Annotated in this window: 17 protein-coding genes; 4 read left to right on the top strand and 13 right to left on the bottom strand. The window is 64.9% G+C overall.

Features of this window, described 5'->3' with window-relative positions; genetic code table 11:
• Positions 1-161 precede the first annotated feature (161 nt).
• The 3 genes from CWO91_RS18770 to CWO91_RS18760 all read left to right on the top strand — a co-directional run bounded on the left by CWO91_RS18770 (position 162) and on the right by CWO91_RS18760 (position 6,020).
• The gene (locus CWO91_RS18770) at positions 162-1,361 is read left to right on the top strand and encodes an efflux RND transporter periplasmic adaptor subunit (protein ID WP_165405535.1); all 1,200 of its coding nucleotides are present in this window, start codon (positions 162-164) and stop codon (positions 1,359-1,361) included.
• On the top strand, positions 1,358-4,516 hold the full coding sequence (locus tag CWO91_RS18765) for an efflux RND transporter permease subunit (protein WP_130215163.1): 3,159 nt from the start codon (positions 1,358-1,360) through the stop codon (positions 4,514-4,516). The genes CWO91_RS18770 and CWO91_RS18765 overlap by 4 nt, the downstream gene beginning before the upstream one ends.
• Positions 4,517-4,829: 313 nt before the next feature.
• On the top strand, positions 4,830-6,020 hold the full coding sequence (locus CWO91_RS18760; protein ID WP_128930826.1) for an ABC transporter substrate-binding protein: 1,191 nt from the start codon (positions 4,830-4,832) through the stop codon (positions 6,018-6,020).
• Between the two features lie 180 nt (positions 6,021-6,200).
• Here CWO91_RS18760 and CWO91_RS18750 read toward each other — a convergent pair whose 3' ends face one another.
• From CWO91_RS18750 to CWO91_RS18735, 4 genes are read right to left on the bottom strand one after another with little or no spacing between them, the layout of a single operon-like run.
• A complete protein-coding gene (locus tag CWO91_RS18750) occupies positions 6,201-6,587 on the bottom strand; it encodes an MAPEG family protein (RefSeq protein ID WP_130215161.1) in 387 nt (128 codons plus the stop codon).
• Between the two features lie 27 nt (positions 6,588-6,614).
• Entirely contained in the window at positions 6,615-7,697 is a 1,083-nt protein-coding gene (locus CWO91_RS18745; RefSeq protein WP_130215159.1) for a lipocalin-like domain-containing protein, read from the bottom strand.
• Positions 7,687-10,149 (bottom strand): ABC transporter permease, encoded by a 2,463-nt coding sequence (locus CWO91_RS18740; RefSeq protein WP_130215157.1) that lies wholly within the window; start codon positions 10,147-10,149, stop codon positions 7,687-7,689. The genes CWO91_RS18745 and CWO91_RS18740 overlap by 11 nt, the downstream gene beginning before the upstream one ends.
• Complete coding sequence (locus tag CWO91_RS18735; protein WP_130215155.1) at positions 10,146-10,799, bottom strand: ABC transporter ATP-binding protein; 654 nt, start codon at positions 10,797-10,799, stop codon at positions 10,146-10,148. The genes CWO91_RS18740 and CWO91_RS18735 overlap by 4 nt, the downstream gene beginning before the upstream one ends.
• A gap of 257 nt (positions 10,800-11,056) precedes the next feature.
• Here CWO91_RS18735 and CWO91_RS18730 point away from each other — a divergent pair, with 257 nt between their 5' ends.
• A complete protein-coding gene (locus CWO91_RS18730; protein ID WP_130215153.1) occupies positions 11,057-12,382 on the top strand; it encodes an MFS transporter in 1,326 nt (441 codons plus the stop codon).
• Positions 12,383-12,606: 224 nt separating this feature from the next.
• Here CWO91_RS18730 and CWO91_RS18725 read toward each other — a convergent pair whose 3' ends face one another.
• From CWO91_RS18725 to soxZ, 9 genes are all read right to left on the bottom strand, one after another.
• Positions 12,607-14,325 carry an N-acyl-D-amino-acid deacylase family protein gene (locus CWO91_RS18725; protein WP_130215151.1) on the bottom strand — a complete coding sequence of 573 codons (1,719 nt, stop codon included), beginning with the start codon at positions 14,323-14,325 and terminating at the stop codon, positions 12,607-12,609.
• Positions 14,326-14,523: 198 nt separating this feature from the next.
• The gene (locus CWO91_RS18720) at positions 14,524-15,732 is read right to left on the bottom strand and encodes an MFS transporter (RefSeq protein WP_130215149.1); all 1,209 of its coding nucleotides are present in this window, start codon (positions 15,730-15,732) and stop codon (positions 14,524-14,526) included.
• A 319-nt stretch (positions 15,733-16,051) separates the two neighbouring features.
• Positions 16,052-16,222: a hypothetical protein gene (locus CWO91_RS18715; RefSeq protein WP_165405534.1), complete on the bottom strand. Its 171-nt coding sequence runs from the start codon at positions 16,220-16,222 to the stop codon at positions 16,052-16,054.
• A gap of 85 nt (positions 16,223-16,307) precedes the next feature.
• Positions 16,308-17,345 carry an MBL fold metallo-hydrolase gene (locus CWO91_RS18710; RefSeq protein ID WP_130215145.1) on the bottom strand — a complete coding sequence of 346 codons (1,038 nt, stop codon included), beginning with the start codon at positions 17,343-17,345 and terminating at the stop codon, positions 16,308-16,310.
• 283 nt (positions 17,346-17,628) lie between these two features.
• Positions 17,629-18,087 carry a hypothetical protein gene (locus CWO91_RS18705; protein WP_130215143.1) on the bottom strand — a complete coding sequence of 153 codons (459 nt, stop codon included), beginning with the start codon at positions 18,085-18,087 and terminating at the stop codon, positions 17,629-17,631.
• Positions 18,084-19,835 (bottom strand): thiosulfohydrolase SoxB, encoded by a 1,752-nt coding sequence (gene soxB, locus CWO91_RS18700; RefSeq protein WP_130215141.1) that lies wholly within the window; start codon positions 19,833-19,835, stop codon positions 18,084-18,086. The genes CWO91_RS18705 and soxB overlap by 4 nt, the downstream gene beginning before the upstream one ends.
• 252 nt (positions 19,836-20,087) lie before the next feature.
• Positions 20,088-20,396, bottom strand: a complete 309-nt coding sequence (locus CWO91_RS18695; RefSeq protein WP_130215139.1) for a hypothetical protein — start codon at positions 20,394-20,396, stop codon at positions 20,088-20,090.
• Positions 20,393-21,256, bottom strand: a complete 864-nt coding sequence (gene soxA / locus CWO91_RS18690; RefSeq protein WP_165405538.1) for a sulfur oxidation c-type cytochrome SoxA — start codon at positions 21,254-21,256, stop codon at positions 20,393-20,395. The genes CWO91_RS18695 and soxA overlap by 4 nt, the downstream gene beginning before the upstream one ends.
• Positions 21,256-21,567: a thiosulfate oxidation carrier complex protein SoxZ gene (gene soxZ / locus CWO91_RS18685; RefSeq protein ID WP_130215135.1), complete on the bottom strand. Its 312-nt coding sequence runs from the start codon at positions 21,565-21,567 to the stop codon at positions 21,256-21,258. The genes soxA and soxZ overlap by 1 nt, the downstream gene beginning before the upstream one ends.
• Between the last annotated feature and the right edge of the window lie 6 nt (positions 21,568-21,573).

Below are 21,573 nucleotides of genomic sequence, written 5' to 3'. Positions count from 1 at the left end.
GGCCGGCTAATCCCCCTGTCAACCCGCCATCCGGTCAGGGCATGCGGCCGGGCATTGCGCGTGCATTGGTCTTGAAGAGTTCATCATTGCCGCCCATGTTGTGTCCCCCGCGAGTGGGCGCTTATCCTGCATTTTCCGCGGCTTTTATGCGAGGACCTGGGATGACTGGACCGGACGGAAGCGAGCAGTTTGTCAAAAAGCACGATTTCGTTCAGCACAGCGCAATCGCCGGGCTTCTCGCCGCGGCATTCGCCCTGTCCGGCTGCGACAAGCCGGCGTCACAGGCCGCTGCCCCGCCGCCGGCGCCGGTGACGGTCTCCCAACCGGTCAAGCGCACTGTCACTGATTGGGACGAGTTCACCGGTCGCTTCGAGGCGGTCGAGGAGGTGCAGGTGCGCCCCCGCGTCGGCGGCTTCGTCAACTCGGTCGAGTTCCAGGACGGCGCCATCGTGCGCCAGGGCGATCTGCTCTACGTGATCGATTCCCGTCCGTTCGAGGCGGTGGCTACACAGGCGGAAGGTCAGCTGTCGGACGCGCGGGCCAAGGTGGAGCTTGCCAAGCGCGAGCTCGACCGCGGCCTCAACCTGGTGCAGACCAGCGCGGTCTCGGAGCAGGTCGTCGATCAGCGCCGCCAAGCCTTGCAGGCCGCGCATGCGGCCGAGACGCAGGCCGAGGGCGCGCTGAAGGCCGCCAAGCTCAACATCGAGTTCACGCATGTGACGGCGCCGCTGACCGGTCGCGTCAGCCGCCACCTCGTCAGTCCCGGCAATCTCGTGCAGGGCAGCGACAACGGCGCTTCGACGCTGCTGACCTCGATCGTCACGCTGGATCCGATCTACATCTATTTCGACATGGATGAGGCGACCTTCATCAAATACAGCAAGCTGTGGTTCGAGGGGCGGCGCCCAAGCTCGCGCGACACCGCAAACCCGGTGCAGGTGACGCTGGCCGGTGAAACCAAGCCGTCGCATGAGGGCACCGTGAACTTCCTCGACAACCGCCTCGATGTCTCGACCGGCACGCTGCGCAGCCGCGCGGTGGTCAAGAACACCGACCTGTCGATCCTGCCGGGCCAGTTCGGGCGCGTCCGCCTGATCGGCAGCGCGCCCTACGAGGCGCTGCTGATTCCGGACGTCGCTATCGCGACCGACCAGTCTCGCAAGATCGTGTTCGTGGTGAAGCCCGATGACACGGTCGAGGCGCGTCCCGTGGTGCTCGGGCCGCTCGATGACGGCCTGCGCGTGATCCGCGAAGGGTTGAAGGCGGAGGACCGCGTCATCGTCAATGGCATTCAGCGTGCCCGCGTCGGCGCCAAGGTCGCCCCGCAGACCGCGCAAGCCCCGGCCGGTGGCAAGTCATGAATCTTGGCCGCCTCTCCATCAACCAGCCCATCCTGGCGATGGTGCTGTCGATCGTGCTGCTGATCGTCGGCGCGATCGCCTACACCACGCTGCCGGTCTCCGAATATCCGCAGGTGGTGCCGCCCACCGTGGTCGTCACCACGCAATATCCCGGCGCCTCCGCGCAGACCGTATCCGACACGGTCGCAGCTCCCATCGAGCAGGAGATCAACGGCGTCGAGGACATGCTGTATCTCTACAGCCAGGCGACCTCGAACGGCCAGCTCACCATCACCGTCACCTTCAAGCTCGGCACTGATCTCGACAAGGCCCAGGTGCTGGTGCAGAACCGCGTCGCGATCGCACAGCCGCGTTTGCCTGAGGAAGTGCAGCGCAACGGCGTCACCACGCGCAAGAACTCGCCCGACATCCTGATGGTCGTGTTCATGCTGTCGCCCGACGACACGTTCGATCAGCTCTACATCTCCAACTATGCGCTGCTCCAGGTCCGCGACCAGCTGCTGCGTCTCGATGGCGTCGGCGACATCCAGATCTTCGGCGCACGCGACTATTCGATGCGACTGTGGCTCGATCCTGACCGGATCGCCAATCTCGGCCTGACCTCGGCCGAGGTGCTCGCGGCGATCCGCGCGCAGAACGTGCAGATCGCCGGCGGCCAGATCGCCGAGCCGCCGATCGCCGACCGCTCCTTCCAGCCGAACCTCACCTTCACGGGACGCTTGAAGGACCAGAAACAGTTCGAGGACATCCTGATCAAGGCCGGCTCCGACGGCCGGGTCGTTCGTTTGCGCGACGTTGCCCGCATCGAGCTAGGGGCACTGGCGTATTCCACCAACAGCTTCCTGCTGCGCAAATCGGCTGTGGCCATGCTGGTGACCCAGCGGCCCGGATCAAACGCGCTCGCGACGGCGAAGAACATCTCCGACACGATGACGAAGCTCAAGGCGAGCTTCCCTCGCGGTCTCGACTACAATATCGGCTACAACCCGACCGAGTTCATCGCGCAGTCGGTCCACGAGCTGATCAAGACCATCTACGAGGCCATGCTGCTCGTGGTCGTCGTGGTGCTGGTGTTCCTGCAGGGGTGGCGACCTGCGATCATTCCGATTATCGCGATACCGGTGTCGCTGGTCGGCACTTTCGCGGTGATGGCGGCGCTGGGCTTCTCCATCAACAATCTCACGCTGTTCGGTCTCGTGCTCGCCGTCGGCATCGTGGTCGACGACGCCATCGTCGTGGTCGAGAATGTCGAGCGGCATCTCGAACATGGCATGAGCCGGCGCGATGCCGCGCTGAAGACCATGGAAGAGGTCGGCGGCGCGCTGGTCTCGATCGCGCTGGTGCTGTGCGCGGTGTTCGTTCCGACCGCGTTCCTGGGCGGCATTTCCGGCCAGTTCTTCCAGCAATTCGCGGTCACCATCGCGGTCGCGACTGCGATCTCCTGCTTCTGCTCGCTGACGCTGTCGCCGGCGCTGGCCTCGCAGATCCTGGTGCCGCACGAGGAGAAGAAGCCACCGGCCGCCTGGAATGTCATTGCGCGGGGCTGGGATGCTTTCACTGGGGTCTTCAACCGCGTGTTTGAACGGCTGGCGCATGGTTATGCCGGTCTTGCCAATTTCGTGATCCGCCACTCCGTCGTGATGCTCCTGATCTACGTCGTGCTGATCGGCAGTGCCGGCTGGCTGATCGTGACGACGCCGCAGGGCTTCATTCCCGCGCAGGATCGCGGCTACGTCATCATCTCCGTGCAATTGCCGGGCGCAGCGTCGCTGGCGCGCACCACCGAGGTCGTGCGCGAGATCGAGCGGATCTCGCTGGATACGCCGGGCATCGTCCGCGTTGCGGCCTTCGCCGGCTTCTCCGGCGCCACGCGCACCCAGGCCGGCAATGCGGCGGCGCTGTTTCCGGTGTTCGAAGAACCCGAGGCACGGCTGAAGAAGGGATTGTCGGCCAACGCCATCACGGCCGAGCTGCGCAAGCGCCTGTCCGCGATCCAGGGCGCGTTCATCATCGTGATTCCGCCACCAGCCGTGCCCGGCATCGGCACCGGCGGCGGTTTCACCATCCGTGTCCAGGATCGCCAGGGTCGCGGGCCCGAAATGCTCGCAGCCGCGACCGACGAGCTGGTCGCCGCCGCGCGCAAGGCACCCAGTCTCACCTCGGTGTTCTCGCCGTTCACGGCCAACACGCCACAGCTCTTCGTCGACATCGACCGCACCAAGGCGCAGAAGCTCGGCGTTCCCATCTCCAATATCAACGACACGATCCAGACCTATTTCGGATCGACCTATGTCAACGACTTCAACCTGTTCGGCCGCACCTACCACGTCACCGCGCAGGCCGATTTCCCCTACCGCAAGGAGCCCAGCGATCTCGCACGGCTGCGCACGCGCAACGCCGCCGGCGACATGGTGATGCTCGGCAGTGTGGTCGAGTTCAGGGATGTCTCGGGTCCCGACCGCGTCGCGCGCTATAATCTTTACGCGGCGTCCGAACTGCAGGGCGAGCCGGCGCCGGGCACCAGCTCGACCACCGCGCTCAACACCATCAAGAAGCTCGCGGACGATACGCTGCCGAGCGGTTTCAGCTTCGAATGGACCGACCTGTCCTATCAGCAGGTCACCGGCGGCAATGCCGGTCTCTACGTGTTTCCGATCTGCGTGCTGTTCGTCTATCTCGTGCTCGCCGCGCAATATGGCAGCTGGACCCTGCCATTCGCGGTGATTCTGATCGTGCCGATGTGCCTGCTCGCCGCCACCATCGGTGTGCGCATCATGGGGCAGGACGTCAACATCCTCACCCAGATCGGATTCGTGGTGCTGGTGGGATTGGCGGCAAAGAACGCGATCCTGATCGTCGAGTTTGCACGCGACATCGAGAACGAAGGCAAGCCGCGGTTCGAGGCCGTGATCGAGGCCTGCCGGCTGCGCCTGCGGCCGATCCTGATGACCTCCTTCGCCTTCATCCTCGGCGTTCTGCCGCTGGTGATCTCGAGCGGCTCCGGCTCGGAGATGCGGCAGGCCGTCGGCGTCGCCGTGTTCTTCGGCATGATCGGCGTCACCCTGTTCGGGCTTCTGTTCACGCCGATCTTCTACGTGGTGGTGCGCAACCTGGCGGAGGGGCGGCGGGATAAGAAGGCGGAGGTCGCGGGCTGACTCGGGTTCGTGTGGCCTACCGGCATCTCCACAATCACGCTGTCGTCCCGGACAAGCGCAAGCGCAGATCCGGGACCCATAGCCACAGGATCGAGTTTGGCGAAGACTCGCGGCGACCAGCTGCGCGCGATAACTGCTCCCTGGGGTTATGGGTCCCGGATCTGCGCGCGCTTGAAGCGCGCTTGTCCGGGACGACAGCATTTTTGTGGGGCGCGCCCATACTAACGGCCTACGCCGAAATGGATGGGCACGCGCGGGGTTCTTCACTAGTATCCGCGCGATTTCACAACAGAAGACTGCTGGGAGACAACATATGAAATCAGCATTTTTGGCCGCCGCGGCCTCGGCCGTATTGTTGGCGGTGCCTGCCTCGGCGCAGGGTGTCAAGATCGGCATCCTCAACGACCAGTCCGGCGTCTATGCCGATTACGGCGGCAAATGGTCGGTCGAAGCCGCGAAGATGGCGATCGAGGATTTTGGCGGCGAGGTGCTCGGCCACAAGATCGAGCTCGTCACCGCCGATCACCAGAACAAGCCGGATCTCGCCAGCTCGATCGCGCGGCGCTGGTACGACGTCGAGAACGTCGACATGATCACGGAGCTGACGACCTCCTCGGTCGCGCTCGCGATCCATGAGCTTTCCAAGGAAAAGAAGAAGATCGACATCGTCGTCGGCGCCGCGACCTCGCGCCTTACCGGCGATGCCTGCCAGCCCTATGGCTTCCACTGGGCCTACGACACCCGCGCTCTTGGCGTCGGCACCGGCGGTGCGCTGACCAAGGCCGGCGGCGACACCTGGTTCTTCCTCACCGCGGACTATGCCTTCGGCTACGCGCTGGAAAAGGACACCAGCGAGATCGTCACCGCCAATGGCGGCAAGGTGGTCGGGTCGGTGCGCGTGCCGCTCAACTCGTCGGACTTCTCCTCCTTCCTGCTCCAGGCGCAGAGCTCGAAGGCGAAGATCGTCGGCCTCGCCAATGCCGGCCTCGATACCACCAACTCGATCAAGCAGGCGTCTGAGTTCGGCATCGTCGCCAGTGGCCAGAAACTCGCGGGCCTGCTGATGACGCTCGCCGAAGTGAACGGCCTCGGACTTCAGGCGGCGCAAGGCCTCGTGCTCACCGAGGGCTATTACTGGGATCTCAACGACAAGACCCGCAATCTCGGCGAACGCTTCTTCAAGCGCACCGGGCGGATGCCGAGCATGATCCACGCCGGCACCTATTCGGCGACGCTGAGCTACCTCAAGGCGGTCAAGGCCGCCGGCACCAAGGATCCGGACGCGGTCGCCAAGAAGCTGAAGGAGCTGCCGGTCAACGACGACTTCGCGCAAGGCGGCAAGGTGCTCGAGAACGGCCGCATGATCCACGACATGTATCTGTTCGAGGTCAAGAAGCCCTCGGAATCGAAGAAGCCCTGGGACTATTACAAGCTGCTCGCCACGGTCCCCGGCGACAAGGCCTTCTTCACCGCCAAGGAAAGCGGCTGCCCGCTGACGAAGTAGGGCAAGAGGGGTTCAACAATCTCGGTGTCGTCCCGGCAAAGGCCGGGACCCATACCGCGTGATTTCTCGGTGGCGGAAGGTAGACGTACCGAACGACTAGTCTTCGCCAAATCAAATCCTGTGCCTATGGGTCCCGGCCTTCGCCGGGACGACGGCTGAATGTGTTGCGGCGTAGTTGCTTCACACCATCCGCAACACCACCGCCCCCAGCGCCCCCGCCCACAGCGCCATGGCGGCGAGGCTCTGGATCGCAAAGCCTAGGCTGCGCTTTGCCGCCGCCTTGGAATAGCCGACGAAATAGACGAAGCGGCCGATGATCCAGACCACGCCGATGCTGGCTGCGATGGCGTCGCTGATATAGGTCGCGAACAGCCACAGCGCCGGCAGGAAGATCGGCATCCATTCCAGCGTGTTCATCTGGATGCGGAAGGCGCGTTCGAAATCCGGATGGCCCGACATCGCCGGCACCTTGACGCCGGTCTTGTCGCGCGACCGCGCGACGTTAATGGCGGTGAAGAAATAAAATGCGATCGCCAGCAGCGTGACGAGAGCGGTGAGATGATACATCGCTAGTCCCTTCGAAGAGATCGCGCTTCAATAGCCGGTCAGCTCGAGATAGCCAACGCCATCGTGCGTTCCGGCAAAGCTGATCGGCCCTTCCCAATAAGAGAAGCCGGTCCCCATCCAGGCCTTGGGATTGAGTGGCTTGCACAGGATCGAGAACGATCGCGAGGGGATTGCGATCTGCCATTCCACCGGCAGCTTGCGTCCCGCAACGTCCGCGGTTGCCTTCGGCGTCATCTGGATGTCGCTCCCTGCAATCATCTGCGTCTCGCCGGCGGCGCTGATCCAATTGCCGAACGGATAGCTTTGGCCGTCCTTCTGCCGCAGCCGGTACAGCATCAGCTTGTCGCCGGTTGCGAGATGCAGCGACAGCCAATCCCAGCCGGTCTGGTCGGCATCGAGCGGCTGGCTGCTCCATTCGCGGTCCATCCAGGCCTGGCCCGACACCTCGACCTGCTTGTCATCGATGGTGAGCGTGCCGCGCGCGCGGTAGAACGGCTGGCTGTAATAGTAGGACGCCTGCCCACGTTCGGACTTGCGGCTGTAGCCGCCGTCGCCCTGCAACACCACCGGACGGTCGGCCTCCAGCGTCAGTGCGTAGCTGAAGTCGGTGGCGGAGGCCTTCAGCGTCAGCGGCGCCAGCGTGCGATCGTCGGTGCGCTCAAGACCCTTCATCTCCCAATCGTCGATCCAGGCCTCGAACGGCTTGGCCATGACGCCGGCCTGCCCCACACCACCGCGTGAAAACGTCTCGTTGAAGCGATGGGTGTCGGCGCGCGTCACCGCCGCATGTCCCATCCACACCTGCTGATTGCCCCAGCCCTCGGCTTGCGGGCCCGGCTGCGCCGCCTGGCGGAACAGCGTCCATTGCAGGCCGCAAGCCGCGCCGCTGGCATCGACGAGATTTGCCGTGAGATACCACCACTCGATGCGAAATTCCGGATGCGGTCCGTGATCGCTCGGAAAGGTGAAGACCTTCCCCGGCGTCACCTTGGCAAAGCCATCGGTCGTCTCGCCGAGCCCGGCATAGCCCTGCGCGCTCGCGCGACGTGCGAGCGCCAGCGCGGCAACGCCGCCGACGAAGGCGCGTCGCGAGATTTTCTCAGCGCTCATTGGCGAACACCTGGACGAGGCTCGCCGGCTGCATCCGCGCCAGCCGTAGCATCGGCAGCAGTGCGGCAAGCAGCGAGGCGAGCAGCGCGACCGCGACCAGCTCGACCAGCTGCAGCGGAAACACATGGAACGGCAGCCGCCAGCCGAACGCCTTCACATTGACGATCGCGATCAGGCACCACGCCACCAAGAGGCCGAGCGGCACCGCCAGCAGCGATGTGAACAGTGCCACCGACAGCGTCTTGGTCAATTCGATCGCGGCAAGGCGCGGCCGGGTGAGGCCGATTGCCCACAGCGGCGCGAGCTGCGGCAGGCGGGAGTTCGCCAGCGTCAGCAGGCTCGTGAGCAGCGCGATGCCGGCGACGCCGAGCGTGAAGGCATTCAGCGCGGAGGTCACCGCAAAGGTGCGGTTGAAGATGCGGATCGATTCCGCCTTCACCGTCGCCTGATCGGCAATGCTTCGATCGTCGAGTGCAAACTGCTTCTGCAGGGCCGCGATCAGGCCAAGAATATTCTCCTTGGCGACGATGAGACCGATCCGCGTCTGCGGCGTCTGCGGAAACTGCCGGATCAGCGCCGCGATGTTGACGGCGAGCTGCCCCTTGGGATTGCCGTAATCGGCATAGATGCCGACGATATCGAGCTCCCAGGTCCCACCCGGCGCCGGCACCTCGACGACGTCGCCGACGCGGACGTTCAGCCGCCGGCTCAATTGCTCGCTGATGAAGGCGGCATTGCCCGGCACGAGCCGGGTCCAGGCGCGCGGCGCGGATTCCAAGAGCGGCCAGCGCTCGCGATAGAGCGCGTGGTCGGGCAGGCCGAGCAATTCCACCGGCTGGCCCTGAACTTGCGCCTCCGCACGTCCGCCCGAGAGGATCGCCTGGACATCGCTACGCTCGCGCAGCCAGTTCCGGATCGCAACACCTTGCGCATTGTCGGACGCGCTGATGTAGACGTCGGCCGCCAGCCGTCCATTGAGCCAGCCGATGAAGGTCCGGCTGAACGTCTCCACCATGGTGGACACCCCGACATTGACGGCGAGCGCGAGCAGCAGCGCCATCAGCGCCAGCGACAGTCCGGAGAGTTGTTGCCGGCTGTCCGCCCAGAACCACAGCGCGAGCGGCTTACGCGCAAAATGCTGGCCGACGAGCAGGATGAGTTCGAGAAAGGCCGGAAGGATCAGCGCCGCGCCGAACATCAGCGCCGCCAGCACGCCAAAGCCGGCGATCAGCGATTGCCCATAGTGAAGCAGCAGCAGCGCGACCGCGAACACCATGCACGCCGCAGCACTTTGCAGGATCAGCCAGCGGCGTTGCCGCTGCTGCCAGGCACGTGGCTGCGCGGTTGCCAGCACCGGCATTCTGATCGCCTTGATCAGGCTGGTCGCCGCCGCGACCAGCGCGCCGGCAACGCTGATGCCGACACCGGCCAGCCACCATTCGGAGCGCAGCGTCAGCTGCCCCGGGATCTGCGCGCCATAGAGCCCGCGCAACGATGCCGCGACGTCGGGCAAAAGCGCGGCCGCGATGAAATAGCCGCAGACGAGCCCGATCAGCCCGGCGACCAGCGCCAATACGACCAGCTCGACCACCAGCACCGTGTTGACCAGCCGCGCCGACGTGCCGCAGGCGCGCAACGTCCGCAGCATCGGCAGCCGCTGCTCGAAGGCGAGGCCGACGGCCGAGTTGACGATGAAGAGCCCGACGAAGAACGACAGCAGACCGAAGGCGGTGAGATTGAGATGGAAGCTATCGGTGAGGCGCTCGAGCTCCGTCTCCGCATTCGGCTCGATCCGCTGCAACTGCTCGCCGACGACGCTTTGAAGCGCCGCGGGCTTGCCCTTCGCCTTGCCGAGCACGAGCCGCGACACCTGGTCCGGCTTGTTGAGCAGCCGCTGCGCCACGCCGATATCGACCACGAGTACGTCGGGCACGAGCTGCGGCAGCACGCGCAGCGGCGGCAACTTCACGCCGCTGCTGATCGCCGGCGCCGCGCCTTCTATTTCCTGCAAGTCGGCCAGCGTCTCCCGCGCCACCAGCGTCTGGCCCGGCGGTGCGACGAAGCGGCTCAAATCAGAAGCGCCAAGGCGCGGCGCGTTACCGACATCGGCCGGCAGCGTCACCGGCTCGATGCCGAGCAGCCGCACCGAACGTCCATTGATCTGGACGCGTCCCTCCAGCACCGGCGAGACCGGCCAGCCCGCGCGGCGGAGTTTTATGAACAGCTCTTGGGAAAAGGTCGCGGTATCAGGCGCGACCAGCGTCGCGGTGCGAGCGCCGCCAAACGTCGCCGCGGCGCGGTCATAGGCGCTGCGGGCTTGCTGGTTGATCGCCTGCACGCCGCTCCACAGCGCGGTCGCCGCGATCAGTCCGATCAGCAGCGTTGCGAACTGCATCCTGTGGCGCCGCCAATGGCTCAGCAGAACGACGAAGACCCACAGTGCGCGCCTCATGCGATGCGCCCCCCATGCAAAGTGAGATGGCGGTCGAGCGTCGCTGCCAGATGCAGGCTGTGCGTCACCATCAGGAAGCCGCAGCCGGTGCGCGCCACGAGATCGCGCGTCAGCGCCAGCACGTCCTCGGCGGTGGCTTCGTCCAGATTGCCGGTCGGCTCGTCCGCCAGCAGCAGCGAGGGCTTTGTCGCCAGCGCCCGGCCGATCGCGACCCGCTGCTGCTGTCCGCCTGATAATTGCTCTGGATAACGCTTGAGCAGGCTGCCAAGTCCGAGCCTTTCGATCAGCTCTTTCGTCCAGACCGCATCATGCCGGCCCGCGATCCGGGCCTGGAAGGCGAGATTGTCCGCGACCGACAGGCTCGGGATCAGGTTGAACTGCTGAAACACCAGGCCGATCCGGTCGCGTCGCAGCTCCGCGCGTCCCGCATCCGACAGCTTGGTGACCTCGATATCCGCCAGTCGGATCGAACCGCTATCAGCGGCATCGAGCCCGGCGATCAGGTGCAGCAGCGTGCTCTTGCCGCTACCGGATTCTCCCGTCAGCGCGACGCGCTCGCCGGCCCGGAGGTCGAGATCGACGCCACGCAGCACGTGGACCGGCTCGCCGGCCGAGAAGAAGGTCTTGGATAGATTCTTGATGCTCAGCACGGGCCTGCCATTTTTTCACCTCTCCCGTCGGGAGAGGTCGCGCCGAAGGCGCGGGTGAGGGGTTAAGGCCTATCGTGGGACCTGAGCCCCTCACCCGATTTGCTGCGCAAATCGACCTCTCCCCAGCGGGGAGAGGTAAGAATGCTGCGTAGCACACTTGCTGCGGAAATGCCGGGTTGCGTTGGTCTCGAACCCGTTGTTAGCTCCCAAGACGGCCAAATCAAAAAACTGCCGAAAAGACATAAACGGGGAGATTCATGAGCGCTCAGGGAACGCCGTCCGCGGCGAGCAAGCCGACCGGGACGCCGAAGGGCGCCTGGACCATCACCTTTCTCCTGTTCCTGTTCATGCTGGTGAACTTCGCCGACAAGATCGTCGTCGGCCTCGCCGGCGTGCCGATCATGGCGGACCTCAAGCTCACGCCGGAGCAATTCGGCCTGCTCGGGTCCTCGTTCTTCTTCCTGTTCTCGATCTCGGCCATCGTGGTCGGCTTCGTCGTCAACAAGGTGCCGACGCGCTGGGTGCTGTTGGCGCTCGCGGTGGTCTGGGCGCTGGCGCAGTTTCCGATGGTCGGCACCGTCTCCTTCACCGCGCTCCTGATCTGCCGCATCGTGCTGGGCGCCGGCGAAGGCCCGGCCTTCTCGGTCGCCGCGCACGCCATCTACAAATGGTTCCCGGACGAGAAGCGCACGCTGCCGACCGCGATCCTGTCGCAAGGCTCGGCCTTCGGCGTGATCATCGCGGTGCCGGCGCTGAACTGGATCATCGTCAATCATTCCTGGCACTATGCCTTCGGCGCGCTCGGCGTCGTCGGCCTGATCTGGGTCTGTGCCTGGCTCGCGCTCGGCAAGGAAGGCCCGCTGGAGGACACGCAGGCGCTCGCCGCCACCGAAACCAAGATTCCCTATATTCAGCTTCTCACCTCGCGCACCTTCCTCGGCTGCGTCGCGGCGACCTTCGGCGCCTATTGGGCTCTGTCGCTCGGGCTGACCTGGTTCACGCCGTTCATCATCAAGGGCCTCGGCTTCTCGCAGAGCCAGGCCGGCTGGATCTCGACCCTGCCATGGATCTTCGGCGCCACCATCGTGATCCTGACCGGCTGGATCTCGCAATTGATGATGGCCCGCGGCTCCACCACGCGCGTCGCCCGCGGCGTGCTCGGCTCCGTGCCGCTGGTCGTCGGCGGCCTGATCCTGGCATCGATGCCGCATGTCCAGGGCGCCGGCCTTCAGCTCGCGCTGCTTGTGGTCGGAACGGGCCTGTGCGGCGCGATCTATGTCGTCTGCCCGCCCATGCTCGGCGAGTTCACGCCGACCTCGCAGCGCGGCGCGATCCTCGCGATCTACGGCGCGCTCTATACGCTCTCGGGCATCATCGCACCCGCCGTGATGGGCACCGTGATCCAGCACGCCGGCAGCATGCTCGACGGCTACATGACCGGCTTCACCATCAACGCCGCGATCATGGTCGGCTCCGGCCTGCTCGGTCTGCTCCTGTTCTGGCCGAACACTGAACGCGCCAGGCTGACCGGTGGTGCCGCTCCGCAGGCGGGCGCGCTGAAGAGTGCGGTGTCGCCGACGTAAGCGACATAGGGGGCGTTGTTGCCAGCCCAAACCTCAATCGTCGTCCCGGCCTAGTGCGCAATTGCGCACGGGGGGCCGGGACCCATACCCCCAGGGAGTGGTTTGGCGAAGACTCGGACTGGGCGTTCTGCAAGCCAACTCCCTTTCGTGGTTATGGGTCCCGGCCTTCGCCGGGACGACGGCGAGATTGAGGCGCGGTCATCGCGCCTCAATCTCCGCCTGCGCTAACTCGCCACCCCCTGCGCGCCGCGAATCAACTTCCCCGGCCGGCGCCCGGTCGCCTCGCCCTGTCGCCGCGTCACCACGCCCGACACGATCGTCGCCTCGTAGCCGTCGACGTCCTGCAATAGCCGTCGGCCGCCGACCGGCAGATCGTAATGCACCTTCGGCGGATGCAGATGCAGGCGGTCGTAGTCGATCACGTTGACGTCGGCCTTGTAGCCGGGGGCGATCAATCCGCGATCGGTGAGGCCGACCGAGAGCGCGGTCTTGCGCGACTGCGCCGCGATCACGAACGGGATCGACAGCTTCTCGCCGCGCTTGCGGTCCCGCGTCCAGTGCGTCAGCAGATAGGTCGGGAAGCTGGCATCGCAGATGATGCCGCAATGCGCGCCGCCGTCGGAGAGGCCAGGCACCGATTGCGGATCGATCAGCATCTCGCGCGTCGCATCCAAGTTGCCGTCGGAATAGTTGAGGAAGGGCACGTAGAGCATGCCGCGGCCTTCGTCCGACAGCATCGCATCGTAAGCGAGCTCCTCCGGCTGCCGGCCTTGCTTGCGCGCCTGTGGCCCGAGCGCATTCTCCGGCGGCTGCTCGTAATCGGGGGGATCGCCGAGCAAGAACATCTTGTCGTAGTTGGGCCGGAAGAACAGCGGATCGTCGGTCGCGGTCGCCGTCTCACTCAGGATCGCCTTGCGCACGTCGCTCTGATGCAGCCGCGCGAGGCGCTCCTGCAGCGGCAGATGCGCGATCGCCTTGTAGCTCGGATGGGTCTGGAACGGGTTGCGCGACAGCTCGAGCCCGAGCAGCAGCCCCACCGGGCGCGCCGCGATCTGCGCGGTGATGGAGAGGCCGCGCTGTGCGGCCGCATTGATCTCATCCAGCGTCTGGCGCCAGCGCTGCGGCGCCTTGTCGTTCTGGGTGATCGAGAACGAGATCGGGCACTTCGTCACGTCCGCCACCCGCAGCATCATCGGCAGGTCTTCATGGATGGTGGAGAGATCGAGCACGAATTGCAGCACGCTGCGGCCCTGCCGATGCATCGCGCCGGCAATTGCGGTGAGCTCGTCCTCGCCCGCCTTCAGGGTCGGCGTGAAATCGCCGGTCGAGGTGCGATGGTTGAGCGTGCGCGAGGTCGAGAAGCCAAGCGCGCCGGAGCGCACGGCCTCGCCCGCGAGCCTCGCCATCGCCGCATTGTCCTCGGCGGTCGAGGGATCGCGGCGGGCGCCGCGCTCGCCCATGACATAGACGCGCAGCGCCGCATGCGGCAGCTGCGCGCCGACATCGATGTCGAAATCGCGCTTGGAGAGCCAGTCCATGTAATCCGGAAAGCTTTCCCAGGCCCAGGGAATGCCGGCGCTCAGCACAGGCTCGGGAATGTCCTCGACGCCTTCCATCAGCTGGATCAGGCGGGTGTGGTCGGCCGGCTTGCACGGCGCAAAGCCGACGCCGCAATTGCCCATGATCGCGGTGGTGACGCCGTTCTGCGAGGACGGCGTGATGTCCTGGCTCCAGGTGACCTGCCCGTCGTAATGGGTGTGCACGTCGACAAAGCCCGGCGTCACCAGTTTTCCGCGCGCGTCGATCTCCTCGCTGCCTGTGCCTGCAACCTTCCCGACCTCGCTGATCCTGCCGCCGGTGATGGCGACGTCGGCCTCGAACAATTCGCCGCCGCGCCCATCCGCAACGGTGCCGCCGCGGATCACGAGATCAGGGGTGTTCATGGTGTTTCTTCCCGTTTTGTTTTTGTAGTTGCTGCGCAATTCGCTCTACTCGTCGTCCCGGACAAGCGAAGCGCAGATCCGGGACCCATAACCACAGGGAGTAGTTTGGCGAAGACTCGTGGTGACCAGCTTTGTGCTCCAACTTCTCCCTGTGGCTATGGGTCCCGGCCTTCGCCGGGACGACGACTGAGTGTGTAGCTACGGTTTGCCTCGTGCCTTCCGCTCCGTGAACGGTGACAGCACCACCGTCGCGACCATGAAGATCACGGAGGCGCCGAACACCCAATGCGGCGCGCTCTGGTCCATGATCCAGCCGAACAGCAGCGGGCTGACGATGCCGCCAAGATTGAATCCGGTGGAGACGATGCCGAAGGCGCGGCCCGCAGCGCCGGCAGGCGCGGCATTGCGGACTAGCATGTCGCGCGAGGGCGCGATCACGCCGGACAGGAAGCCCGCGGCCGTCATCGCGGCGGTGAGAGCCCAGCCCGGCAGCGTGACGAGTGCGATGAGCAGCACGATTCCCGCGTTCGCGGCAAAGCAGGCCGCGGCGACCTGGCCGTGCCGCTCGGTCCGGTCGGCGAGGAAGCCGCCCGCGAGCACGCCGATGGCGCTGGCGCCGAGGAACGCCGTCAGCGCGACATTGGCGGCGGAGTAGGAGGCGCCATAGCCGCTCATCAGCGCCACCACGCCGAAATTGTTGATGCCGGCGACCGACAGGCTCAGCAGCATGAACAGCGCGGTCAGCGTGATCAGCGCCGGCGTGATGACGGCCTGTTTCGGCGCGTTTGCGCTGCCCGGCTTCTTCTTATGTGCGCCGGCGTCGGGAATGTTTATGGCGATCAGCAGCAGCGCCACCGCGACACCGATCGCGCCCGAGGCGATCAGCGCCCCGGTACCACCGGACAAGGTGACGAGCGCCGCCACGATGGCCGGTGCGACGGCGCCGCCGAGAAAGCCGGCAAAGGTGTGGATCGAGAACGCGCGGCCCATCCGCGCCTCGTCCATGTGTTCGGCCAGAATTGCGTAGTCGGCGGGATGATAGACGCTGTTGGCGAGGCCCAGCAGCACGGCGCAGGCGATCAGCGAGGCGTAGCTGAGGTGCAGGCCGAGCAGGATCAGCGCGACGCCGCCGAGCGCGAGCCCGGCCAGCAGAATTCGCCGCGCGCCAAAATGATCGACGAGATAGCCGGTCGGTGCCTGCGTCAATCCCGACACCACCGCAAACACGGTGAGGGCGAAGCCGAGCTCGATATAGCCGACGCCGAGCTGGCTCTTGAGGAACGGGAACAGCATCGGCAGCACCAGCAGATGGAAATGGCTGACCCAATGCGCAATCGAAATCCCCGTCAGCGTGCGCAGCGCGCTGTCCGCCTTGCCTTGCTGCGGTGCGGCGAGAACGTCGACCATTGCAGTTCCGTCTTGCGTCCGAAAGGGAGGCGCAAACTATCGGGCAGAGCGGTTATTTGTCCATGAACGCAGGCGCATGGCAGGTAGTGCGGGCGGGGACGTGAGGGAGGTCGCTATGCCCCACGTCGTCGTCCCGGCCTAGTGCGCAAAGCGCACGGGGGCCGGGACCCATAACCACAGGGAGGAGTTTGGCAGCGGATCGTCGTTCGGTACTGCGACCTACCGCAATAGAGCGATTACGCGGTATGGGTCCCGGCCTTCGCCGGGACGACATTGGAGAATGTTGCGCCAGCGTGCATTCAACCGGCCAGCAGCGCCCTCACAACGGCTCGTCGTCCGGCCCGTAGCGGTCGCGCTTCGGCGTTGCGATGTCGCCGTCTTCGTAATCGTCGTCGATCTCGCGCGGCGGCGGGGGCTTTTTCGCCTTGTCTTGCGCTTGCCTGTCGTCCGCGATCTTGGGCGGCTGGCTCGGCTTGCCGGTCTTGGCCATGGCTGGTTCCGGATGGTGATGCTGCACCCGATCCTATCCGGAAAATATGTGCGGTACCTGACCTATCGCAAGAAGGGGCGGCCGTTCAGTGCATCACCGGCCCGCCCGCCTTCTTCCAGGCATCCAGGCCGCCGGCGATATGGGCGGTGTTGGAAAGGCCGGCCGCCTTGGCGGCGGCCACCGCCATCGCCGAGCGTTCGCCGAAGGCGCAGAAGAACACGACGCGGCGGCCGGTGGCGGCCGCGACCTCGCGCAGCATGCCGCCGGGCTTGAGGCTCTCCTCCACGGATTGATAGGGCGTGTGCAGCGCGCCTTCGAGCATGCCGTGCTTCATCCGCTCGTTGCTCTCGCGCAGATCGACCAGCAGGACGTCGGGACGGCCGAGGATGCGGATCGCCTCGATCGCGCTGAGCGCGCGGCCCTCTTTCTCGAGCTCCTCCTGATGCAGGCCGACATGCATGTTGGCGGGGACCGCCACATCCATCATCTTCGGATTGGGCAGCTTCAGATTGGCCATCAGCTCGATATATTCGTCGACCGAGCGCACCTGGAGCCGCGGATTGTAGCGCTTCTCCTCGCCGATGGTGGAGACGGTGTCGCCCTTGTAGTCGTGCGCCGGGAACACCATCGTCTCGTCCGGCAGCTTGAGCAGGCGGTTGAAGATCGAGTCGTATTGCGCGCGCGATGAGCCGTTCTGGAAATCGGTGCGGCCGGTGCCGCGGATCAGAAGCGTGTCGCCGGTGAAGACGCGGTCGCCCATCAGATAGGAGTAGGAATCGTCGGTGTGACCGGGCGTGTACATCACGTCGAGCGAAAGTCCCTCGATCGTCACCTTGTCGCCGTCGGCGACGCGCATCGCGACGACGTCGGCCTTGGTCTGGTCGCCCATCACGGTCATGCAATGGGTGCGGTCGCGCAGCTCGCCGAGACCGGTAACGTGGTCAGCGTGCAGATGGGTGTCGACCGCCTTGACCAGCTTGAGGTCGAGCTCGCGCAGCAGCTGGCAGTAGCGATCGACCTTCTCCAGCACGGGATCAAGGATCAGCGCCTCGCCGCCTGGACGGCTCGCAACGAGATAGCTGTAGGTGCCCGAAACGCTGTCGAAGAGCTGGCGGAAGATCATGGCAGGACCCGGCGTGGAACTGACTTCGAGGATTCTACTACGTCGGAGGCCAGGAAGAGAAGCAATTCACTGTGTAGACAAGAAAATTTGGAAGATTTTTATTGTGCGTGAGGTGGGGACAGGCGCCACAAATTCGGTGTCGTCCCGGCGCAGGCCGGGACCCATACTCCCAACGAGGAGTTTGGCGAAGACCAGTCGTTCGGTACTCCCACCGCCCCTCTCGAAAGATCACGCGGTATGGGTCCCGGCCTTCGCCGGGACGACAGGGGAGGGGTGGCCAAGATTACGGCCGCACCACCGTGTACCCGTTCTCCGCCAAAAACAGGATCTGCCCGACCCCGACCTGCACCGGCGTCGCAGCTTGGATGAACTCCGGCCGCTTGCCCGTCTCCCGCTCGAGCGTGTCGACGGTGTTGAGGCAGATGTCGAAGCGCACGCCCTGTGCGATCAGGCTCTCGACCTGCTTGCGGCGCTCGCTGCCGGACAGCAGCAAATCGATGCCGGGACCGAATGCCACCACTTCGATCGCGATCTTGTCGGGGTCGTAAGCCTTCAGCAGATTGTTGGCGACGCTCAAGACCAGCGCCTGCTTCCTCGCATCGCCGTCGGAGAGCTGAAGCACGACCTTGTGCTCGGCGAACGGCTTGTCCTGCAGCGGCACCTGCTGGGCAGAAGCCTGTGGGATCGCTGCCCAGGCGAGCACTGCCAGAAGCATCGCGGATAAGTGTTGCGACCGCATCATCCCTTTGCTGCAATGCCTGGATTGCCCTCGGCCCCTTTCAGCGTGACGCCGGAGCCGAGCCGCTCCTGAAACATCCGGCCCGAGCGCAGATATTTGCCGACGACGTCCCACACCGGCGCGCCCTGCTGGCCGTTGATCGAGGCCCAGCCTGCGACCTTGTAGCGGTGGCTGGCGCTGAGCGCCTCGCCGCTATTCAGCTTCAGCTCGGAGATGCGGCTGCCGATCGCGGCGTCCAGTGTGCAGGTGTAGCTGAGCCCGCCGGCACGCACCATGTCGCCACCCTGCTGGTAATAGGGATCGGCGTTGAAGAGGTTGTCGCAGATGTCCTCCAGCACGTCCTTGATCTGTGCGCCGGTCATCTCCTGCACATAGGTCTCGGGATAGCTGATCGCGGTTTCCGCGAGCAGATCCTCCATGGTCAGCGCCTGGCCTGACAGCGCGGTGACGCCCCAGCGGAAGCCCGGCGACAGCGCGATCTCGGCATCGAGCTCGGTGCGCAGCGCCGTGCAGATCAGCTCGTCGACGGGCCCGGAGAAATTGCCGCGGCGGTAGAGCAGGCGATCGGGCGTTGCGATCTTCTCCGACCAGTCAGTCACGTGCGGCGCGCGCAGCCGGCCGATCAGCTCAGCCATCCCGGGATCCGGCTTCAGCAGCTCGGAGAAGACCGGCAGCAGATGATAATGAATGTCGCTGACCTTGCCCTTGCCGATGGCGAGATCGAGCACGGCCAGAAATTTTCCGTTGGAACCGGCATTGGTGACGAGCGTGGTGCCACCAACGTTCTTCACAGGAATCGGCTGCGGCACGGCGTCATGGGTATGGCCGCCGAGGATGACATCGATGCCGGTGACGCGGCTTGCGAGCTTGAGATCGACGTCCATGCCGTTGTGCGACAGCAGGATGACGGCATCGACCTTGTCGGTGCCGCGCAAGGCATCGACATGCTTCTGCAACTCCTCCTCGCGTATGCCAAAGGTCCAGTCCGGCGTGAACCGCTTGGGATGCGCGATCGGCACATAGGGGAAAGCCTGACCGACGATTGCGACGCGATGGCCACCGAGCTCCTTGATGATCGACGGCTTGAACACGCGCCCGCTGGCCTTGTCGAAGGCAGGGGCGTCGTTGAACGCGGCCTCTTCGGTCAGGAACACGTTCTGCGCCAGAAACTCGCCCTTGAAGCGCCCGAGATTGTCGCGCAGCGCCTGCTCGCCATAGGTGAATTCCCAATGCCCGGTCATCGCCTCGATGCCGAGCAGATTGGCGACCTCGACCATGTCGCGGCCCTGCATGACGTTGGCGAGCCCCGTGCCCTGCCAGAGGTCGCCGCCGTCGACGAGCAGCGAATGCTTTTCCCCGGCGTCGGCGCGCAAGCGGTCGACCAGCGTCTTCAGATGGGCAAAGCCGCCGAGCTTGCCGAAGCGGCCCGCTGATTTCTCGAACTCGAAGCAGGTGAAGGCATAGGCATCCGCACTGTCTGACCGGATGCCGAAGCGCTCCAGGAAGGCGCGCCCGACCAGATGCGGCGGCCGCCCCGCCATCTCACCGATGCCGATATTGACGCTTGGCTCGCGAAAAAAGACTGGGTTGAGCTGCGCATGCGTGTCGGTGATGTGCAGAATGCGCGCATTGCCGAAGCGCTCGATGTCATAGATGCTCGCGGTGTCGGCGCCGCGCGCGAGCCGCGGCAGTCCAACAGATGCGACGGCAAGACCTGCGCTCTTCAGGAAATCGCGGCGCCGGATAGCCATCTCAAATTCTCCGCGCCCCCGACGCTGTCGACTGTTCCACAAGCATGATCCGGACCCTAAGGGCCGTGTTAAAGCATGATCCGGAAAAGTGCGCAGCGGTTTTCCGAAAAGATCATGCTCAAACAATCTAAAGCGCGATGACGATTCATCCTAATCTCATCGCGCTTTAGCGCAAAGTGTGGTGCGGCTTTCCGACAAGATCGTGCTCAAAGAATGATCTGGAGCCCGATGTTCTCGCGCGCCAGGCCCAGTCTAGCGGATTTCCATCGCCTTCCAGGCTTCTTTTTCGGAATTTGCCTGAAAGATCGACGCCTTCGCCAGCGCCTCGGCCTCTTTCGCTGCGGCAAATGCGCGGTCGAAATCGCGGCCATCGGCCGCCTTCTTCGCCGCCGCCAGCGTCGAGACGGTCGTGGTCCATTGGTGACGCAGGCCGGCCGCCTCCTTGGCCGCGGCCTCCGCGGCAGCATAGGCCGCCTTGTAGTCCGCTTCCGTTGCCGCGCGCGCCGACGGCAGCGCGATGGTCAACGCAAGCAATATGGCGATGAGACATGTCCGCTTCATGGCCGCGCTCCCGGCCCCGAGATCGGCAGGCCGTTGGCGACATAGGAGAGGAAATATTCGACGTCGCGATATTCGTCCGATTGCGGCTCCAGCGGAACCGCGCGGGTCTGGCTGTTGCAGGTGACGAAGCGTCGGCTGGTCGTGCCCATGCCGCTCCATTCGGAGCGGTATATCGGCATCGCGTTGAGGATGCCGAGCGCCGGCGCCAGGGTCTCGGCACGGATGCGCTCGCCCGGGCTCTGCACGTGACAGCTCGCGCAGGAGAAGTTCATCTGGCCGCGGCGCGTGTAGAAATAGCGCTTGCCGTTCTCGAACGCGGCGAGCGCGCGGGGGTCGTCGGGGATCTTGATGTCCATCGGCTTGCCGCGCGAGGTGAAGGCCATGTAGGCCGTCAGCGAAGCCATCTCGTCCTTGACGTAGGAATAGGGCGCCTCGCCATTGGCCTCGCGGCAGCGGTTGAGCGCGAGCTCCAGCGTGACGACCTTGCCATCCTTCGTGTCGAAATAGGGATAGTTCTGACGGATGCCGATGCCGCCGTTCGGGAAGCAGTCGGCGTAAGTCTTGCCGTTCTTGAACGGGGTGGCGAACATTTCCTTGCCGGCGTCGAGCGCGAACTCGTAAGGTGGGAATTCTTCCTTCTCCTGCCACTGCCGCTTCATGTCTTCGTTCATGGAATAAGGACCGTTGACGAAATCCTCCTGCTTCACGTTCGGAAACTTCTGGAAGAAGAAATTCTGGAACGCCTTGGCATCGGCGACGGGATCGACCTTGTCGGCCGCGACCACGCGCGGAGAGGTGAGGGCGAACGCAACGAGCGCGGCGCTGAGCGAGCCAAGCAGGAGGGCAGATCGGGTCTTTATCACGAGATCTTCGCGGCGGTCGTATCCGACGCACCCTTGTTGTCGGTCCACGATATCTTGAGCTCGTCGCCCTTCTTGGCGCCCTTGAAGCTGAACTTGACGTAGGGGTCCTTGGAGATCGCAGTGCCCCAATTGGCGACGAAGACGTCCTTGCCGTTGCATTCGAACTTCAGCTCCTGGATGAAGTGCGCCGGGATCAGCTCGCCCTTGGAATCCTTGACCAGGCCGGTATCCATGGGGTGCTGGATCAGCGCCTGCACCTCGGTAATGTCGCCGTTGGCGGTGGCGCGGACGCGAATGCTGGATGCCATCTCGGT

The organism is Bradyrhizobium genosp. SA-3 (genome assembly GCF_004212635.1).
GTDB lineage: Bacteria > Pseudomonadota > Alphaproteobacteria > Rhizobiales > Xanthobacteraceae > Bradyrhizobium.
This window is presented reverse-complemented; position numbering and strand designations above follow the sequence as displayed.